General features: G+C 42.6%; 17 protein-coding genes. 10 read left to right on the top strand and 7 right to left on the bottom strand.

Annotated elements, in window-relative coordinates:
- Positions 1 to 82 precede the first annotated feature (82 nt).
- On the top strand, positions 83 to 823 hold the full coding sequence (locus ACJAT7_RS02865; RefSeq protein WP_415225289.1) for a siderophore-interacting protein: 741 nt from the start codon (positions 83 to 85) through the stop codon (positions 821 to 823).
- 236 nt (positions 824 to 1,059) lie between these two features.
- Here the strand turns inward: ACJAT7_RS02865 and ACJAT7_RS02860 are convergent, their stop codons facing one another.
- Positions 1,060 to 1,482, bottom strand: coding sequence for a MarR family winged helix-turn-helix transcriptional regulator (locus tag ACJAT7_RS02860; RefSeq protein WP_415225288.1), 423 nt, complete (start codon positions 1,480 to 1,482; stop codon positions 1,060 to 1,062).
- Positions 1,483 to 1,651: 169 nt separating this feature from the next.
- On the opposite strand from ACJAT7_RS02860, the gene ACJAT7_RS02855 reads away from it, so the two are divergent.
- From ACJAT7_RS02855 to ACJAT7_RS02845, 3 genes are all read left to right on the top strand, one after another.
- Positions 1,652 to 2,425, top strand: a complete 774-nt coding sequence (locus ACJAT7_RS02855) for a glutathione S-transferase family protein (protein ID WP_415225287.1) — start codon at positions 1,652 to 1,654, stop codon at positions 2,423 to 2,425.
- 152 nt (positions 2,426 to 2,577) lie between these two features.
- Positions 2,578 to 3,054 (top strand): cytochrome b/b6 domain-containing protein, encoded by a 477-nt coding sequence (locus ACJAT7_RS02850; RefSeq protein ID WP_415225286.1) that lies wholly within the window; start codon positions 2,578 to 2,580, stop codon positions 3,052 to 3,054.
- Between the two features lie 17 nt (positions 3,055 to 3,071).
- Positions 3,072 to 4,388: a 2Fe-2S iron-sulfur cluster-binding protein gene (locus tag ACJAT7_RS02845; protein WP_415225285.1), complete on the top strand. Its 1,317-nt coding sequence runs from the start codon at positions 3,072 to 3,074 to the stop codon at positions 4,386 to 4,388.
- Between the two features lie 156 nt (positions 4,389 to 4,544).
- Here the strand turns inward: ACJAT7_RS02845 and ACJAT7_RS02840 are convergent, their stop codons facing one another.
- Entirely contained in the window at positions 4,545 to 5,189 is a 645-nt protein-coding gene (locus ACJAT7_RS02840) for a cupin domain-containing protein (protein WP_415225284.1), read from the bottom strand.
- 283 nt (positions 5,190 to 5,472) lie between these two features.
- On the opposite strand from ACJAT7_RS02840, the gene ACJAT7_RS02835 reads away from it, so the two are divergent.
- Positions 5,473 to 6,075, top strand: coding sequence for a TetR/AcrR family transcriptional regulator (locus ACJAT7_RS02835; RefSeq protein ID WP_415225283.1), 603 nt, complete (start codon positions 5,473 to 5,475; stop codon positions 6,073 to 6,075).
- Between the two features lie 23 nt (positions 6,076 to 6,098).
- On the opposite strand, the gene ACJAT7_RS02830 is transcribed toward ACJAT7_RS02835, so the two are convergent.
- From ACJAT7_RS02830 to ACJAT7_RS02820, 3 genes are read right to left on the bottom strand one after another with little or no spacing between them, the layout of a single operon-like run.
- Positions 6,099 to 7,634, bottom strand: a complete 1,536-nt coding sequence (locus ACJAT7_RS02830) for an MFS transporter (protein WP_415225282.1) — start codon at positions 7,632 to 7,634, stop codon at positions 6,099 to 6,101.
- On the bottom strand, positions 7,627 to 7,809 hold the full coding sequence (locus ACJAT7_RS02825) for a hypothetical protein (RefSeq protein ID WP_415225281.1): 183 nt from the start codon (positions 7,807 to 7,809) through the stop codon (positions 7,627 to 7,629). The genes ACJAT7_RS02830 and ACJAT7_RS02825 overlap by 8 nt, the downstream gene beginning before the upstream one ends.
- A gap of 5 nt (positions 7,810 to 7,814) precedes the next feature.
- Positions 7,815 to 8,828, bottom strand: a complete 1,014-nt coding sequence (locus tag ACJAT7_RS02820; RefSeq protein ID WP_415225280.1) for an HlyD family secretion protein — start codon at positions 8,826 to 8,828, stop codon at positions 7,815 to 7,817.
- Positions 8,829 to 9,036: 208 nt separating this feature from the next.
- Here ACJAT7_RS02820 and ACJAT7_RS02815 point away from each other — a divergent pair, with 208 nt between their 5' ends.
- The 4 genes from ACJAT7_RS02815 (at position 9,037) to ACJAT7_RS02800 (ending at position 13,561) form a co-directional block, all read left to right on the top strand.
- Positions 9,037 to 9,225, top strand: coding sequence for a hypothetical protein (locus tag ACJAT7_RS02815; protein ID WP_415225279.1), 189 nt, complete (start codon positions 9,037 to 9,039; stop codon positions 9,223 to 9,225).
- Between the two features lie 224 nt (positions 9,226 to 9,449).
- A complete protein-coding gene (locus ACJAT7_RS02810) occupies positions 9,450 to 10,070 on the top strand; it encodes a DUF3313 family protein (protein ID WP_415225278.1) in 621 nt (206 codons plus the stop codon).
- Between the two features lie 245 nt (positions 10,071 to 10,315).
- The gene (locus tag ACJAT7_RS02805) at positions 10,316 to 11,422 is read left to right on the top strand and encodes a hypothetical protein (protein WP_415225277.1); all 1,107 of its coding nucleotides are present in this window, start codon (positions 10,316 to 10,318) and stop codon (positions 11,420 to 11,422) included.
- Between the two features lie 498 nt (positions 11,423 to 11,920).
- A complete protein-coding gene (locus ACJAT7_RS02800) occupies positions 11,921 to 13,561 on the top strand; it encodes a hypothetical protein (RefSeq protein ID WP_415225276.1) in 1,641 nt (546 codons plus the stop codon).
- A 277-nt stretch (positions 13,562 to 13,838) separates the two neighbouring features.
- Here ACJAT7_RS02800 and punC read toward each other — a convergent pair whose 3' ends face one another.
- A complete protein-coding gene (punC, locus tag ACJAT7_RS02795) occupies positions 13,839 to 15,077 on the bottom strand; it encodes a purine nucleoside transporter PunC (RefSeq protein ID WP_415225275.1) in 1,239 nt (412 codons plus the stop codon).
- 99 nt (positions 15,078 to 15,176) lie between these two features.
- Here punC and punR point away from each other — a divergent pair, with 99 nt between their 5' ends.
- Positions 15,177 to 16,079 carry a DNA-binding transcriptional activator PunR gene (punR, locus tag ACJAT7_RS02790; RefSeq protein WP_415225274.1) on the top strand — a complete coding sequence of 301 codons (903 nt, stop codon included), beginning with the start codon at positions 15,177 to 15,179 and terminating at the stop codon, positions 16,077 to 16,079.
- A 932-nt stretch (positions 16,080 to 17,011) separates the two neighbouring features.
- Here the strand turns inward: punR and ACJAT7_RS02785 are convergent.
- Entirely contained in the window at positions 17,012 to 17,620 is a 609-nt protein-coding gene (locus ACJAT7_RS02785; protein WP_415225273.1) for a hypothetical protein, read from the bottom strand.
- Positions 17,621 to 17,667: the final 47 nt, after the last annotated feature.

The raw sequence follows: 17,667 nt of genomic DNA, 5'->3' as shown, positions 1-17,667 counted from the left end.
AGTTGACAAAGTCAACTTAATTGTTTTATAGTAGACTTTATCAACTTATTTTAGTCTATTCAAGCCAAAAAGGAATAATAGAATGCCGCTGAAAAAGCCCACTATGCGATTAACACATGTTTCAAAAATTATTGATCTTTCCCCTCATTTGCGACGCATCGTATTTTCTGGTGAGAGTCTGAAAGATTTTCCGGTTGCCCTGGAAGGATCCTATGTCAAAGTTGTTTTTCAACATAAAGGTGAAAAACAACTAAAAATGCGTTCATACACTATTCGTTTTTTCAATCCGGAAACACAAGAGCTGGCTCTGGATTTTGTCGTTAATCGTCATAATGGTCCTGCAACTCACTGGGCCCGCGAAGCAAAAATAGGGGACAGTATGGGCATTGCAGGGCCTGGAGCAATAAAAATGACCAACTATCAGCATCACAGCTATCTGTTGGTTGGTGATCTTACTTCAGTAAACGCGATCAACGGCTATATACCAAGGTTTAAAAAGGGAGCGAATATTAGAGCCATTATTGCGGTGCCTGATCGCGCCGATATCATAAAAATGGATTATGACGATTCACTTAATACCCAATGGTTTATTGAAGATGAAGCCACTACTACACTGGAAGAAAAGGTTATCGAAACGGCAAGAGAGATGGCCAAAGATACCCATGTTTTCTTGGGACTTGAAGCCGGCAGCATTCGCTCACTTCGCCCTGTGCTGCAGGAAGAGATTGGGTTCGACAGACTGAATGTCAGTGCGGTAGGTTACTGGAAAAAAGGCGTTGATGCGGATCGCTTCGGAGCGCAGAAAAAGGTTAAACCATTGTAATAGAGAGAAAAAAAAGGTAGGTCAGCCAATTCTTGTGAGGGCAAACTGGTGGGAAATCAGGAGATTCAATAAAGGAACCTTGTCCTTCGTAATTGCCATTTTCGCTGCCACAATCGATAATTTTTACCGTTAAGTCATAGAGATTTTCTTTCTCGATTCGGAATACATTCCCTGTCTTACTTCGTCTTTATGATTTCAAATCACCTGAAAATTTAAAATACCGCTGATTGATAGCACTATAAATTCAAATTATTAATCATGGTTTGAATAACATCTTCAAAGGTTGCTAATTCCTCTTTCGAGAGTCCCTGTTGCATCCGTTTGCTGATCACAATATCTTCTTGATGAACTTTATCAATCAGATCACGTCCTGATTCGGTCAGCACTAATAGCTTACTGCGTTTGTCGACTTCATTCGGTTTTCTTTCAACCCACCCTTTGCTAAGCATGTCTTTGATTAATATCGATATTTGTGATTTATCGCGACCTAATCCCTGGACAATATCATTTGCTGTACAGCTGGATATTTGTGCAATAATCCTTAAACAATGGACATGCATCGCATTGATATTTAGTGATTTTGCATCGATCGCTCTGCGCATCTCGGTGCGATAGCTTTGTATCAAAGTAAACAAATACTTACTGGTTAAATTATTCATTAAAGATCTTTTTAATTTTGAATTGATTGACAATATCAACTACATAGGTATAGTTAACTTTATCAACTAAGTGTTGTAATGTAAAGAAGGCTGATCAGTATAGAAGTAAAGTCAACAAACTGAATACCTTCATGTTGCTAGGGTCTGTTTATATTATGGAGTAGCGAAGATGGGAATTATCAAACCAACAAATAAATCAGTGGAAAGCCTTAAGGGCCTGCACCTGTATCACACTGGGTTTTCCAATTGTGCAATGCGTGTCAGAATCGCTCTGGAAGAGAAAGGTCTGGATTGGACCAGCCATCCTGTCGACCTTTCAAAGGGCGAGAATCTAACTAAGGAATACATTGGTATCAACCCCAATGCTGTTGTTCCAACCTTGATCGATGATGGCGTCGTTATTATCGATTCTGCTGACATTATTGATTACTTGGATAGAAAATTTACGCCTGGTTCACTTCGCCCCGAGTCGGCAGAAGACCAGAAATTGATCTACTACTGGATGTATTTAGCCAGAGATAATCACCTTTCCATTAAAACTTACATGTATGGCAATATTGGACGTGCAAGTGAAAATATGAAGAGAACAGTCGAGCAGATGGCTGAGTATCGCCAAAATCAAACCTTTGATACGGCTTTACTCGCGTTTCATGAACGCTTTAATTCCGCTCAGGGTTTGACTAAAGCAGATTTAGAGATAGCCACTGCTGTTATTGATGACTGTTTCGAAAAAATGAACGAGCGACTAAACGACCATAACTGGCTAGTCGGAGATAGTTTCTCTTTGGCTGATATTACCTGGATCCCACAGTTAGTCGTCCTCAAAGCTGCAAATTATCCATTTGAAAACTATCCGAATTTGGAAAAATGGAAAAAAGCGATTATCCAGCGTCCGAGCTTTAAACAAGGTGTTTTGGCCTGGCTGCCGGAAATGAAAAACTAATCCATCGATTACGTTATTTGCTGCTTAACCCGAATAAATAATAGTTAACATGTATGCCTAGCAGTACAGATATCGATAGCAAATTTTATTATTAAAGATGCTTGCTGACCACAGGGGCCTGCCACCCTGCTGTTTACATTTATGGTGAAAAAATGATTCAAAAAAGTTGGAAAAATAATTTATCGGTCACTCGCTATCTGATGGATATCTGTCTTCTAGTGGGGTTTATTTTACTTTGTCTGCCCAATATTACAGGGATCCTATTACATGAATGGCTAAGCCTTTTATTTATTATCCCTTTTGTTATTCATCTATTGTTGCATTGGGATTGGATCATATCTCTGCCAAAGCAGCTTATAAGCAACTTTAAAGCGTTTAAAGGTCAGGCTCGGTTTAATCTATTATGGGATTTGATTTTCTATTTTGCGATGTTAATCGTTATCCTGAGTGGATTCTTAATATCGGAAGCAATATTACCGCAATTTGGAATTCAGTTAACCATTCAACCTTTCTGGGCTGAAATCCATGATGTATTTAGTAACCTGCTGATGCCTATGTTAGGTATTCACTTGGCCATGCACTGGAAGTGGATCAAGAGCCTTAGTGTCAAAATATTCAGTAAAAAATAAGACCCGAGGACTGAGCGATGAAACATATTACAAACCAGTGGAAAAAACGCAGTGCTATCATTTTTCTCGTGTCTTTTATTATCTGCCTGATTTTATGGACATTATCAATGAGCGAGTGGGCAGCAACAATAAATGCTAAACCTGTAGAAGCTCATGATGAACCGGATCTGTCTGCGCTAATGATGATGATTTTGCCATTTGTAAAGGTCGTAGTGTTGACTCTGGTACCCGCACTACTGTGTTTGGCTATTATGCGAATTATTGAATTAATTACTAACAAACGTCATAGCAAATCTATGATGACTAATCAGACGCTTGCTCCTGCTCTTTCAGCCTCACCTATCACACTGCAATGTATTGAACGAATTGATGAGACTCATGATACGGTAACCTTCATATTCAAGGCGCCTGCTGTTAATTATATTTCGGGGCAACACATTATTCTGATGGTAAATATTAATCAAAAAATTTATCGCAGGGCCTATACACTTTCATCAACCCCCTCGCGTCCAACAACTTGGACTATTACGGTCAAACGTGTGCAAGGCGGGCGGATTTCCAACTATCTGGTGGATCAATTTCAGCCCAATATGTTGATTCAGGCAATGCCTCCAACGGGTCAATTTAACTTGTCAGAATGCAAAACAGATGAACACTATTTGTTTCTTAGCGCTGGAAGTGGGATCACGCCGCAAATGTCAATGACCCGTTATTTACTCGATATGAACGCTCAGTCGCATATCCAATTTATCTATTTTGCACGCAGTGTCGATGATCTTATTTTCGGGAAAGAGCTGGAGAGACTCGCCAAGCACCACGAAAACATGACCTTAAGTATCGTATTATCTGAGCAACCTAGCGCTGGCCATAGAACTGGATTACTTAACAATATATTGCTAGATGAACTTGTACCTGATTTAACCAAGCGAGCCGTATTCACTTGCGGGCCAGAGCCTTTTATGGATATTTTACAAGATTGTCTAGAAAGCCGTGATTTTGATATGAACTACTTCCATAAAGAGAGTTTCGGTCAATCACAGGAGAGTCGTGAAGGTCGCCAAGGTACAACTCTATTTACCGTTAATGTTCCTGATTATGCTGCATCCAGTGAAGTGAACGGATCTGTAACTTTGCTTGATGTACTCGATGAGATGAATGTACCGATCGACCAAGATTGTCGATCAGGCATTTGCGGTGCCTGCAAATGCAAAGTTACAAAAGGTGACGTACAAGATACGAGTAAAAACGTACTTACAGACGATGCTATAAATCAAGGTTATGTTCTCGCATGTAGTACGCATATACGCAGTGATATTGAAGTTATGTTGGTGTGAACGGGCTGCGGCCTTCCATCTTCTTCAAAAAGGGTAAAAAGTCCATTTTTTGCCGATTTACAGCCTTGTTCTGAAGTTTATCGAGGCGCTAAAAAGGCATCTAAAAAAATAATTGGAGTGTTGCCAAGCTGACTGATAGTTGCTTAGCAGCACTGTTTATAAGTGCCCTACCTTCACCAAGATAACTGTTTCTTGTTCAACATAAGGACAGTGTTCGCTTAAGTGTGGACTGCGAAGCCAGGTTCCTTGGGGATAACGACCATACTCATCAATAAACTCACCACTGATAACAAATATTTCTTCTCCCCCAAAATGACGGTGCGTTTGAAAGTGTTCTCCTGCAGGCCATTTAACCAGCGCTGTCGATTCGCCTTTATAATGGTGCAGAGGCATCACTTGCAAACCACCTATTCCGGGTGACCAGGCTGTTTTTTGCGTATTGATAACCACATGCTCATTATCACCGGGTTGAAACTGATGTAATTTCACCAGAATAACACAGCCTTCTTTGCTAAAAGGCGCGTGTCTAAATCCTTCAGGGTTTCGAAAGTAACTACCCGCTTGATAGTCGCCAGTATGATCAGAGAATATACCTGACAACACCAGTATTTCTTCACCCAAAGGATGATCATGCTCTTTAAAACTGGCACCCGGGTCAAACTTAACTAAGCTGGTTGCATGCCCTCTTTCAGCGTCTTCTCGGGCTAAGGGCTTACGCCAAACACCTGAATATGGACTGGCAACCCAGGGTTGAAAATCGGTTTGAATAGCCATTTTTTTGTCAAAATTCATATTTAACATCTATTTCACTCCATTTTTTATGGTTGCTATTGCTGCCTAATAAAATACTAACAACAAATGCTTTGAACTTATATAAATCTCTGCTTTGCGACTACCGGTCATGATAAACGCATTTATCTCATTATTACCAATAGTTAATTTTAGCTGTGCGCATTGCCCTTTAATTCTGGTTGCCTGATACGCAGGGGAAAAATCTGCTTGTCTGTTGATCGTCAAAAAGTAATTAATGACAGCTTTAAAAATGATACTATCCAGTACACTTTGTTTATGGTTAGGTTTTTACATGCGCGATTCAACTCAGAAAAAAAGAATTAAAATTATTGAGGTAGCAACTGAATTATTTATCGAACGGGGCTATAAAGATACATCACTGGATCAAATTGTGGCAATCTGCGGCGGTTCAAAACAAACCTTATATCGTTATTTTTCCAATAAGGAAGGACTTTTTGTTGAAGTACTGGCACACAATACGAAAAGCAGTTTAGAGTCTGTATTTCAGTTAACTGAAAAGCACAATGAACCTTTACAGGTGACCCTCGAACACTTTGCAATTAAGTATCTAAAAGGCATATGTACGAGCACCATACTCGGGCTATTCCGTATTATTGCAGCCGATTTTAATAAGCATGACTCGGTACCTCTGCAATTCTGGCAGACCGGGCCTTTACGTATTCATCAATATTTGATTGAGTTTCTGAAAACCAGCGAAGCCTGTCAATCGTTACATATAGAAGATGCCGATCTGGCCTGTGCCCAACTGCTGTCACTGATCAAACTCGATTACCAGAACTTGGCATTATTAGGGCTTGAGTTGCCCGGTGATGAGCAATTACGTCAACACATAAAAAAGGCGGTAAGTACTTTTCTATCTCTTTATCAGAAATAAAAAACCGTGTTAATCACCATCTATCAAGTTGTCGACTGTTTTTCAGCTAATTTTTTACCGATCAGTAAGATCGGTGCCAGTGCAAATATCGATAAAATAAACACGATCAAAGTGTTATTCAATGCCAAGGTTGTCGCTTGCTCGGTGACCCGATTAGTTATTTGCCCCATTTCAATGGGGAATGTGGATAGATGCCCCTGAGTCAGAATTGCATCTCCAAGCGCCTGCTGATAAAACCTAAAACCGCGACTGGCAGCGTCTAATGTTCGACCGATTTCACCGGCAGCCTGGGCACTCTGGTTTTGAATCACTCGGGAAAAGAATGCCCCGCCGATTAAACTCCCCATGGTTCTAAATAGATAGAAGTTGCAAATACCTTCAATGCGCTGATCCACCTTGAAATGCATCAGAACCGATATTGTTACTGAGACGTTGAGTAAACCAATACCAAACCCGCGCAACAGCATAGGCCGCAACAACGATTCGGGGTCGACATTACTCGGCAGTTGGCTAAAAGTGTAAACTGAAAGCAAAATCATCACCACCCCAAATGGAACCACCGCATCACTTAGCGGGCGTCGATAACAAAACACCAAAACACTCAAGATCATACCTGCAAGCATCGCATAAAAAGAGGGCAAATAAGCATAACCCGCGTTCAAGCTATTGTAATTGAGTACTTTCCCTAAGAAATTAGAAAACAGAATAGTGCTGCCCGAAACGGCAAAGCCCGCTAAAAAAGCGTTGTACATAAAAACATTTATCTTTAATTGGCTGTGCAGTTGCATTGCTGCGCTGCGCCGTTTGCCACGCGTTCTCACTAACAGGTAAATTGCCGATAGCGACAGTATTACGGCAATAACAGTTAGCTCTGAATACAATACTGAATCCAGCCAGTTATAATAATCACCGCGCATTAACAAAAACACAATCAAACTGATTGCCGAAGCAATAAACAGGTACACAACAAGACTTGATTTAGGTTGAAGTTCAATCTGCAAAGGTTTCGGCGGAAACACACAACTAATCACTAATGCAGCGAAGAACAGCCATGTTAAGACCATGCTAAAGAGTGACCAGCTAAAGCTCTCCAACAGCTCTGCGGTAAGCCAGGGATATCCACCTAGCGGCAGCAAGGTTGTAAAAATAAGCATAAGCGCAATAATAACCGGCAGCACTCTTGCTGCAAAATCGTTAAGTACCAGTAAATTCACCACGGCAAGCAACACACTGAGCATAAATCCGCTGGCCAGCCACGCAATAATAAAAATCAATTCATTGGATGGTGCCATCGCCAGCGCGAGATTAGCAAAAAGTCCCACCAGCAAGGAGATCAGCAAAGCGCGAGAAGTGCCCCATAAGCGAATCAACAGTGGCGTTAATAGCAGGCCCAATACCTGAAAAATAGTAAAGCCGACTTTAACTTGGGACATTTCATCAATAGAGAAACCGATAGAAGCAGCCATTTCATAGGATAGGTCATTAAACATAACCGTGCTGAGGCCATAGGCAGCCATAGAAAACAGCGCTAATATCAGCAAAGAAGTGCGTTTATTCATAAAAAGTTAACCTTGCTGCTGAGTGAGTGTCGGTAGAAACTTCATCTGAAAACAGCGGCAATAACAGCAAAGAAGTGCGTTTATTCATAAAAGTTAACCTTGCTGCTGAGTGAGTGTCGGTAGAAATTTCATCAGAAAACAGCGGCAATAACAGCAAAGAAGTGCGTTTATTCATAAAAGTTAACCTTGCTGCTGAATATGGATAGAAACTTCAGCAGATAACCCCGGATAAACACGTTGTTTTAAATCAGCAGGAATATCAAGCTCAATACGTACAGGCACCCGCTGCACTACTTTTACAAAATTACCCGTTGCATTTTGTGGCGGTAAGAGACTAAATTGTGCACCCGTTGCCGGTGTAATCGAAGCAACTCGGCCATGCAAAATTCTGTCTGGAAACATATCCAAAATAACGTCCACACTCTGCCCTTTCATTAGATGCTTAAGCTGAGTCTCTTTAAAATTAGCTTCAACCCAGATGTAGTCCGGCACCATGGTCAGTAGCCCCATTCCGGGCATAATATATTTACCGATTTGAACTTGCCTGTTAGCCACATAACCATCGAAAGGTGAACTCACGATGGTGCGATCTAATGCGATATTAACTAAACGAAGATTAGCCTGCGCCTGTTTCAGTTGCGCTGTTAATTGCAGTCTCTGCGCCGATAAAGTCTCATATTGTTTTTGCTCTGCCGACAACCCTAACTTCGCTGTTTCTAAGCTACTATCCATGGCAATTGAACTTGTTCTTTGAGCTTCAAATTGATTGGTACTGACAGAGTGCTTTTTAAGTAAGCTTGCATAGCGTTTTAACTCTGCACGCTGATACTCGGCATTCGCCGCAGAGCTGTGAATAGTCTGCCGTGCTTGTGCAATTTTTATTTGCTGCATATCGCTTTGGCTTTGGTTAGCTGTCAGTGCCGCTTTTGCAACTTCAAGTGTCGATCTGGCAATCTGCTGGTTGGCTAAAAAATCCATATTATCGATAGAAAATAGCGGATCACCTTTATTTACCCATTGATTATCAGTCACAAATATATTATTTACCTGACCACTTACCTCGATAGATATTGCAGTCACATCAGATTGCACGTAGGCGTTATCTGTCGTTACCCTATCCGGTTGGTAAATTGAAACGCAGGCCGCTACTAAAGCTGCCAGAATTAACGTTAACGCGATTGCTGTTTTCTTCATTTAAAAACCTTTGTTAGTGACTTTACCTGCAAGAAACTGTACTGTACAGTACAGTTTATTCAAGTAAAGTTAATTTTGATCTTATTGATGTAAAAAATCACTAAGGTTTGCAGCTGATATTGAAACAGCTGTATTTTTAACATTGACAATTACCCTCAAAATTAAAGGAAAAAAATGAATCAGTTAAAAGATTCTTGATTCACCCCCAATGGAAAGCGTCGATTCCCAGCTGATTGGCGAAATTTTTAAAGAAGATCTTGATGGATACGTGTGCGAAGTAGCACTGGATGTCGGGTATCACCTGGAGGGCGAAGACTATAACAATGGCCTGCCAAAAGCGCGCCTGGCACTGGAAGATGTTGATTGCGGTTGGAAAAAGCTATGTAAATGGGGATAAATAGTACAAAAGTTATCTGTCGGAATGCGCCCTTTCCTCCAAAAAATCAACTCATCAACTCCTTTCATAGCGGTGAAAAACCGAAAAATAGCAAGAGAAAAACAGAAAAATAGAAACAGAAAAATAGGAGCCAAGCCTTTTATCAAAACGCCCTAGTGATCAACGGTAAAAAAGTATGGCAGTCCTCAATTAGCGATATTTTTTTAATTAATTAGGAGATACATATGAAGCATGTTTTTATTGCTATAGCGTTAGTTATATTAACTGGCTGCTCAGCAATGCAGCCAACTAAAACAGGTTTTATTGATAACTATCAACAGCTTCAAAAGGTTGATGACCGACAATTTCGTTTTGTTGCACCAGCCTCGCAGTGGCCTGAATTTAGCTGCATAAGGGTAATGCCTATTACCCTATCTATCACAGAAGCTCAATCTCAGGTGAGAGAAGATTGGTTGGATGAAAGAGAGAAGATGCAGCAATTAATGAGCAATTCACTCGCGCCATTTGCTAATACAGAGTCAACCTCACCTGTTGAGTTAAGGTTAACCGTGAGTGATATAGATACCTCCTCTCCAACGCTCAATGTAATAACAATGCTGGCATTTTTTGCTCCATTAGATAACGGTGGTATCACAATTGAAGCTGAACTTATTAATACCACCAACGATCAGCAACTTGCCAGCTGGATTTGGTATGAAGATCGCTCTATGTTGGATCTATTTGCAAGTTTTTCAACCTATGGCCATGCAGAATTGTCGACTCAAGATTTCGCCGAACAAGTAAAACAGATTTTGTCGCAACATCAAAAACCTCTTTTTGTTAAAGCAGAAAAGGATGAAATGTAATGAATGCAGAAAATAAAACTGGCGATTACACATCAATTACTTCTGCATTAGATAGGACAGCGCTGGCTAAAAACAAACAAAAAAAACAGGACCGCCAATCCTTTTGTTAAAACCACTAATTATAAAGTAGGTATAAATTCACAAACCGTCAAAAAGGTATGGCGGTCCTCACTTTGGTGCTAACCTTTGAATGATCGTACAATACAAAATAGCCCTGATAATAAAAAGAAACAAGGAATGCAACCATGTATAGATTTCTGGGAAAGATTGTTCTTATTAGCGTGACCATCGTATTGCTTATTGGCTGCAAGGGAGAGGACAGCGGCGATCGAACCCATCCCCAGTACACAGATTTTACTGATGAGTTACCCACTACCGAGAATCCCAACGAAAACACCCTAGTTCCCAATGCAGCCCTTGCAGAAGATGTCAGATCCCCCACCACAGTGATTGGTAACGGCACGCCCCAAAGCTGTACCAGCGAAGCAGTTGTCACCGCCATTGCAAAGGGAGGGGTTATCACCTTTGAGTGCGGTCCTGATCCAGTAAGTATTCCCATGGATGAAACGGCCAAGATTGTCAATGATACTGGACCCAAGATCGTTATCGATGGCGGCGGAAAGGTAGCCTTGAGTGGTCAAGGTGAGCGACGTATTCTGTATATGAACACTTGTGACGAAGCCCAAAAATGGACCACCAGCCATTGTCAAAATCAGGATCACCCGCAGCTCACCATTCAAAATTTAACTTTTACAGATGGTGATTCGCGCAATGAAACCGAATTTGATGGAGGGGGAGCAATATGGGTACGCGGCGGCCGTTTTAAAGTCGTTAATAGTCATTTTTTCTCCAACACCTGCGCCGATACTGGCCCCGATGTGGGCGGTGGTGCCATACGTGTATTCTCTCAATACGACGGTCTTCCAGTATATGTTGCTAACAGTACCTTTGGCGGTCCTGGTGAGTTAGCCAATGTATGCTCCAACGGAGGAGCCATCAGTAGCATCGGTGTTTCGTGGTCTATCTACAACAGCTCATTCCAATACAATCGCGCTATCGGAAATGGAGGGAACCCGTCTGAAATCGGCACTCCAGGTGGTGGTAGTGGCGGCGCTATTTACAATGACGGCAACACCATGACGTTGTCCATCTTCGGAACCTCCATTGAAAACAATGAGGTCAATTCTTATGGCAGCGCTATCTTCTTTGTTACCAATGATCACTCTGGCGATATTCACATCGAAGATTCAACCATTAAAAATAATAGCGGCGGTAGCTGGGAAAATGTGATTCCAAGTGTAGCGATGCACGAAGATACCGCCCACACAGTGATAAATTCAAATATTCAGTAAATTGGGAAATGTCCAGAACCGAATTTTAGTTGATTGTGCGAAACAAGCCGTTAACGAGAGTGTTAAACGAAGAAAAGCAGGAAAAGGAAGAGCAGCACAGCCAAACCTTTTCTCCCATTCCAGAATCCCCTCCCCGTCATTCCCGAGTTGTTTTATCGGGAATCTCAGCTGCACCATAAAAAATACAATTATTAATAAGCCAAAGTTATAGCTGCACTCGAATGCACTTTTAGTATTACTCTGCCCCGGTTTTTGCGTTGACAGTCAAGATTAAAGATCTGACTCTATTGGTTCATTCTGTTGTGGCAAAAGGCAAAGTCTGCCCGGAATTGCATGTCACATATCATCCGCGAAATATTGGGGTCACCCATCAGCCCCACATATTAACTTGATCTATTTTTGTCATTATTTAATCAATATTTTATCTATTGGTCTAGTGTTATATTCAGATAGTTGTGTAACTAAATTAAAACTAACGAAGCAAAATGGGGAATTGTCATGAAAAATGTTACCTATGTAGATACTACGCAGTATGGGTGGCGACGTATGTTGTCAGTCGTTGCTGCGCTCGCGGCATTCGTCGTCATCATCTTCGCCCTGACCGGCTGTTTCGGCAGCAGCGATAGCGATGATGGTACATCTCCGCTGTCCGCATCCGGAGAACCAACGAATCTCACGGTGGTAAGAACGGGGGTTCCCTTGACAACGAAACTGGCGTGGTCGGTACCAGCAACTGGTGGAGATCCGGTCAGTTATGAGATCTACCTATCTACGACAGCCGGCACGGCTTTTCAGGACAGCAATAAAATCGGTTCGATACAGGCTGTGGCCGGCGAAACGATCTACACATACATCGACAGTGCCGAGACAACGATTGTCAATACCTACTGGGTTGTTGCCGCCAAGAACGCTAGTGGTGAAACGCCCACTGCTGAAGTCATGTTACCGCCCGCACCCGGACAACCAACGAATTTCACGGTGTCTAGACCGGGGGACGCCCTCTTGACAGCGGAACTGTCGTGGTCGGTACCAGCAGCTGGAGGTGACCCGGTCAGTTATGAGATCTACCGCTCCACGGCGCCCCTCGATGTTTTTCAGGACGACAATCAAATTTTTTCGGTACCTGCAGTGGCTGGCGAAACGACCTACACATACACCGACAATGTCGGGCTGTCGAATGACGATACCTATTGGGTGGTTGCCGCCAAGAACGCGGGTGGTGAAACGCCTACTCTTGAAGTCCAGTTCAGGCCGATTGGTCCTCCTGGGGGCACCGGTGACGACGAAGGATACGGCAACAACTTTGCAGCCGCTCTGATCTTCGCTGACGATATCGGCATTAGCGCTGCGGATCTCGCCGGTTCCACTGGCTGGACGACCGACCTGGCGTTGATTGACACCAACACGGGTCTGCGTCCATCCTCGGAAGAAGTGGCAAGTTTACTGGGTCAAACAGTCCCTGTAACTACACTGGCATATCTTGATGATACCTCGATATTTGTCCTAGGTGGCGTGGACTACTGGAAACAAAAAACGGTCAGCACGTGGCAGGGGCAGTGGGAAAATGGCGCAGCTGAAAATCAGCTTGTTAATGCCGCATGGGGCGACAACCTGATCAGTCAGAGTCTGACTGCAAATTCCACGATCCGGATTGAGATGGTGCTCTCCAAGGCGCTCGCCACACCCATGACATCTTATACGATGAAATCCCTCTATGGATCAAAACTAAATGAGGTGTTTGGCACAGACGGAACAACCTACGACAACTCGAGCGCATTCGTGTTTGCTTCGAATGTCCACCTGACGATTCAGAAACTGGATGGCAACGGGACGCCAGATGGCTCACCGCTATACGATCAGCATCTCTGGGGAGGTGACGGACCAGGAAACTTGGGTGCAGAGATAAATGTCGCAGGTAACTTCACTTACGGGTTTGTTTGGAACCTCAAGAGCGATACTCTTCCTGCTGACATCACGACAGGAAAAGCAGGTACCTGGAGGATCACGTTCTTGCTTGATTCCGACAACACAGGCTCTGGAGCTACACTTGCCGACAATAATACATTTATCGATACTGTAACAAATGGCGTCCGCGTATCCGACACCGAGGTATACATCGATATTGCTATTGCCCAGTAACCACTAAGCGACCACCGGCCTGAAAGAGTCTCAAACTCCTTCAGGCCGGACTGAGAAGAATAGGTCACCCATGTGATCTACTCACATCACCATGCTGACCATGCTCGTGGAATGCACTTGTTCCCTGACTCAGCAATAAAGATTGCCAACATTCAAGCGGCTAAATTATTAAAAACTGCCAATGCCCCTTTACGTCCGATGCCTGACATTATTTGGTTTGTTCAACACCTAAATAAGCAGCGAGGCGCAATACTTCGTGGCTTATAGGAGTTTTTATTTAGTTATTAAGCGCCTCTGCTGCTTGCTCGATGGTGACTTTTTTGCCAATTAACGGGTAACTAAATATCACCACGAGGACCTGAATGAACATCACCGCTGTCATTGCAACTAAACCATAATCACTGATAAAGGTTGAGACTAGCGCACTTGCAACTACGCAGAACATCATCTGTAAAAAATTCATCAGACCGGCTGCTGAAGCGCTGTGCTCTCTGAAATCAGATAAGGCATTATTAGCAACAATCGGATATATCGCACCATTCGCCATTGCCATGAAACACATAAGTCCTAGCTCTGGAACTATGGAAGTTGCAGAATGGTTCATTGCGACAATAAACATTAACAGCACACTGATAATGAATAGTTTTATTAACCACGGCAGTATTTGCGCCCCTTCGTATTTATTTAATAAAACTCGGCAAGTGTAACCGCCAATAATAAATGCAATGGTTTGCGGCACGTAGCTTAGGCCGATATCCGCGCCAGAGTATCCCATGGCAGTCATTACAAAAGGTGAACCCGTTAGCCATGCAAAAAAGGCCGCTGAACAGGCTGCATAAATAAGCATATTGCCAGTGAATTTTTTTGATTTTAAAATTGTCTTATACGATTGCAAGGCACTTAATGGCTTTGTATCAGCTAATGGCAACTCTGCTTGTTGAAATGCCAGATCCTTAGGTGTAGAGAAGTTAATGAAGCTGCTGCGTATAATCAGAGTGGCACCAATTGCAACTAATGTATAAAAAATAGACTGCCATCCAAAATGAGATTCAAGGACGGTTCCCAATAATGGTGCGAGCGCTGGTGATAACGCAACTAACGGCATTATGGTTGCAAATACTCGTTGTGAGGTTTTTGAATCATATTTTTCGATAACAAACGCTTGCCATATTATTGTCGAACCACATGCCCCAACTGCCTGTATAAATCGGCCAAATAATAAAATTTCAATGCTGCTTGAAAATGCACAAATGATGCTGCCAATACTGAAAATTATCAAGCTGCTGCATAAAACGAATTTTTTTCCGAACTGTTTTGTTAGCGGACCGTATACCAGCTGACCGCAAGCCATACCGAATAGGAATATAGCAAGAGACCAACCGATGAGCAGTTCACTGGTGTTCAAATCTTGACGAATAATATCAAAAGCAGGCAGATACATATCTGTTGCCAAAAACCCAAGCATACTTAAACCAGCTAACCAGATATAGGGAATTACGAATTTTTCTTTTGTCATTTTTACCTCTGAAAGAATGAATTTTATTTAGTTTATGCTTGCTATTTACCGTTGTGAAACGGTATGTTTTCACCATTCCTTTCAAAATAACTGATGCGTATGTTTTCTAATCAAGATCTTGTTGTTATTGATGCCGTTGCTCGACGAGGTAGTTTTTCTGCTGCCGCCGATGAGCTGCATAAAGTGCCGAGTGCTATAAGTTATACGGTTAAATCTATTGAGAATAAGTTAAACGTACTGCTCTTTAAACGTCTGCACCGTAAGGTGAAGTTAACACCTGCTGGACATTATTTTGTTGAGCAGGCGCGTTTACTATTGAAGCAAATGAATGAAGTTAAATTTCAAACTCAACGGGTTGCTAACGGTTGGCAGAGCAGTGTTTCAATTGCGCTTGATAATGTGGTTCGGGAAGCCAGTGTGAATCAGCTGGTAAGAGATTTTTACGATAAATTTCCTGATGTTGAGTTGTTATTAACCATGGAAGTTTTTAACGGTGTTTGGGATGCTTTGGCTGACGGGCGAGCTGATATTGCCATTGGTGCTACGGCTTCGGTCCCAATCTCTGGCAATATATCTTATCGCGCGATGGGCTCTCTTGCGTGGAACTTTGTGGTAAGTGCAGATCATGCAATAGCTCAATTACCTGAGCCGCTTGAGGAAACTGACTTAATTCGATACCCCTGTATCTGTTTGGATGATAGTTCACGGAAGCTGCCGAAACGTACAACATGGCTGCTGGACAATCAAAAACGTTTAGTTGTGCCCAACTGGCACAGTGCAGAGCAGTGTTTTATTGCCGGACTGGGAATTGGCATTATGCCCTCGCATCGTTCCAGGCCACTGGTTGAACAAGGGAAGCTGATTACGCGCACGTTAAGCAAACCACATCCCAATAGCCCTTGCTGTCTTGCATGGAACAACGATAGTTTAAATCCTGCTGTTATTTGGTTATTAAACTATTTAGGAGACAGTGAAAAACTGCATGCTGAATGGCTTTGCTGAACGAAGCAGGCTTGGTTTTTGCTGACTTATCGCGCCACGTTTATCATCTCTGATAACCCGTTAAACGTACGTAATTTACCGGCGCCGCATTGGCTTGCATTTGAAGAGAGTGAGTTTTCTATGAAATAAAAGAGAGTGTCCTAATATTCCTTTTCGTTCCAGAAACTTCCCACCGTCATTCCCGAGTTTTTTTGTCGGGAATCCCCGCGCCAGCTGCATTGCTTATCTGTAAGCTTTCGCTTGTAGCGTCTGCTGTAACTTTCATTGTTGGTCTTCCGCCTTTGACGGAGTGTAGACGATGAGAAACCGAAACGTAGTTTCGCAGTTCGAGAGAGTCATGCTTCTCAACAGCAAGAAAAATAAGATAAAGAGAGTTTTGTTCGTACCACTATGCTGCCGCATAACTAACAGTGCCGTCCGAGACGTTTTTTAATCTTGCACTGCCCAACCACTTTTTAACGCACCACCTCAGACATTACGTCCCTGTATTGGCTGAGGTTAGAAAATACGAGGCTCAACCGTCAATTACGATTCCCGAATCCCCTCCCTGTCATTCCCGAATTGTTTTGTCGGGAATCTCAGCTCCAGCTGCATAGGTTATCTGTAAGCTTTCGCTTGTAGCGTCTGCTGTAACTTTCATTGTTGGAGTTCCGCCCTTGACGGCGTGTAGATGGTAAAACGGGGCGCGGGCTTCAGCCCGTTTTTCTCTGCACGGTGATCTTGATAGCCGCATCGGTTATTTGTAAGCTTACACTTGTAAGCGCTTGGTTTAACTTTCTTTGTTGGTCTTCCGTCCTTGACGGCGTGTAGACGATGAGAAACCGAAACGAAGTTTCGCAGTCATGCTCTCTCAACAGCAAGCATTACAGCATTTATAACGAGTATAACCAGAAAAACTATCTTATTTATCTTTATAACCATTATCTTATATCTCATTGTGTTGCCGCTTTAAATCGCTCTAAACTGTCGCGAGCAGAGCCGATATATCTTTCATTCACATCATCACTAACGTTATCTATTTGCTGTTCCAGAAAAGCAGCATACTTATGCAATTTTTTACGCTCATCTAGCGGGAAATATTTTAGATAGGAACGGTTCATGCTCATTAGGTGCGCTCTTACCTCTTCACCTTGCCAACGTTTTACTTTAAGTGGCGGAAATTTTATGCCGTTACCATCCCACTGTTGTCTAACGGTCGCGGAACCAAACGGCGACAGCGTTTTAGTCGAGAGTTCGGGGTGATATACCCCCACAAGCATGCTGGGTTTGCCACCCAATTGAAATTTACCAGCAGGAAAGGTCACCCATTCGCCACTCTTAACCACTCTCACTTTATGGTAATAATCATCGTCAACACCATGGTTCGGAGCCGTGTTATAAGTCAGTGTTACCACTATATCTTCCATCGGCTCTGGCGTCATAATCTGGATTTCAAACGGTCCGTAGGTGATCGCTGTCACCGTTAAGTAGTGCCAGCCCCCTTTTAAGGCAAGGACAATGATAATTGCTATCAAACCATACTTGTATTTTTTACTCATCATTTAGCTCCATTCTCATATTCCACATTGTTACTCTTTACCTTGTACAG

The sequence above is a fragment of the Psychromonas sp. genome (assembly GCF_047632995.1).
GTDB lineage: Bacteria > Pseudomonadota > Gammaproteobacteria > Enterobacterales > Psychromonadaceae > Psychromonas.
The sequence above is the reverse complement of the archived record's forward strand: the minus strand, read 5'-3'. Positions and strand labels throughout refer to the sequence as shown.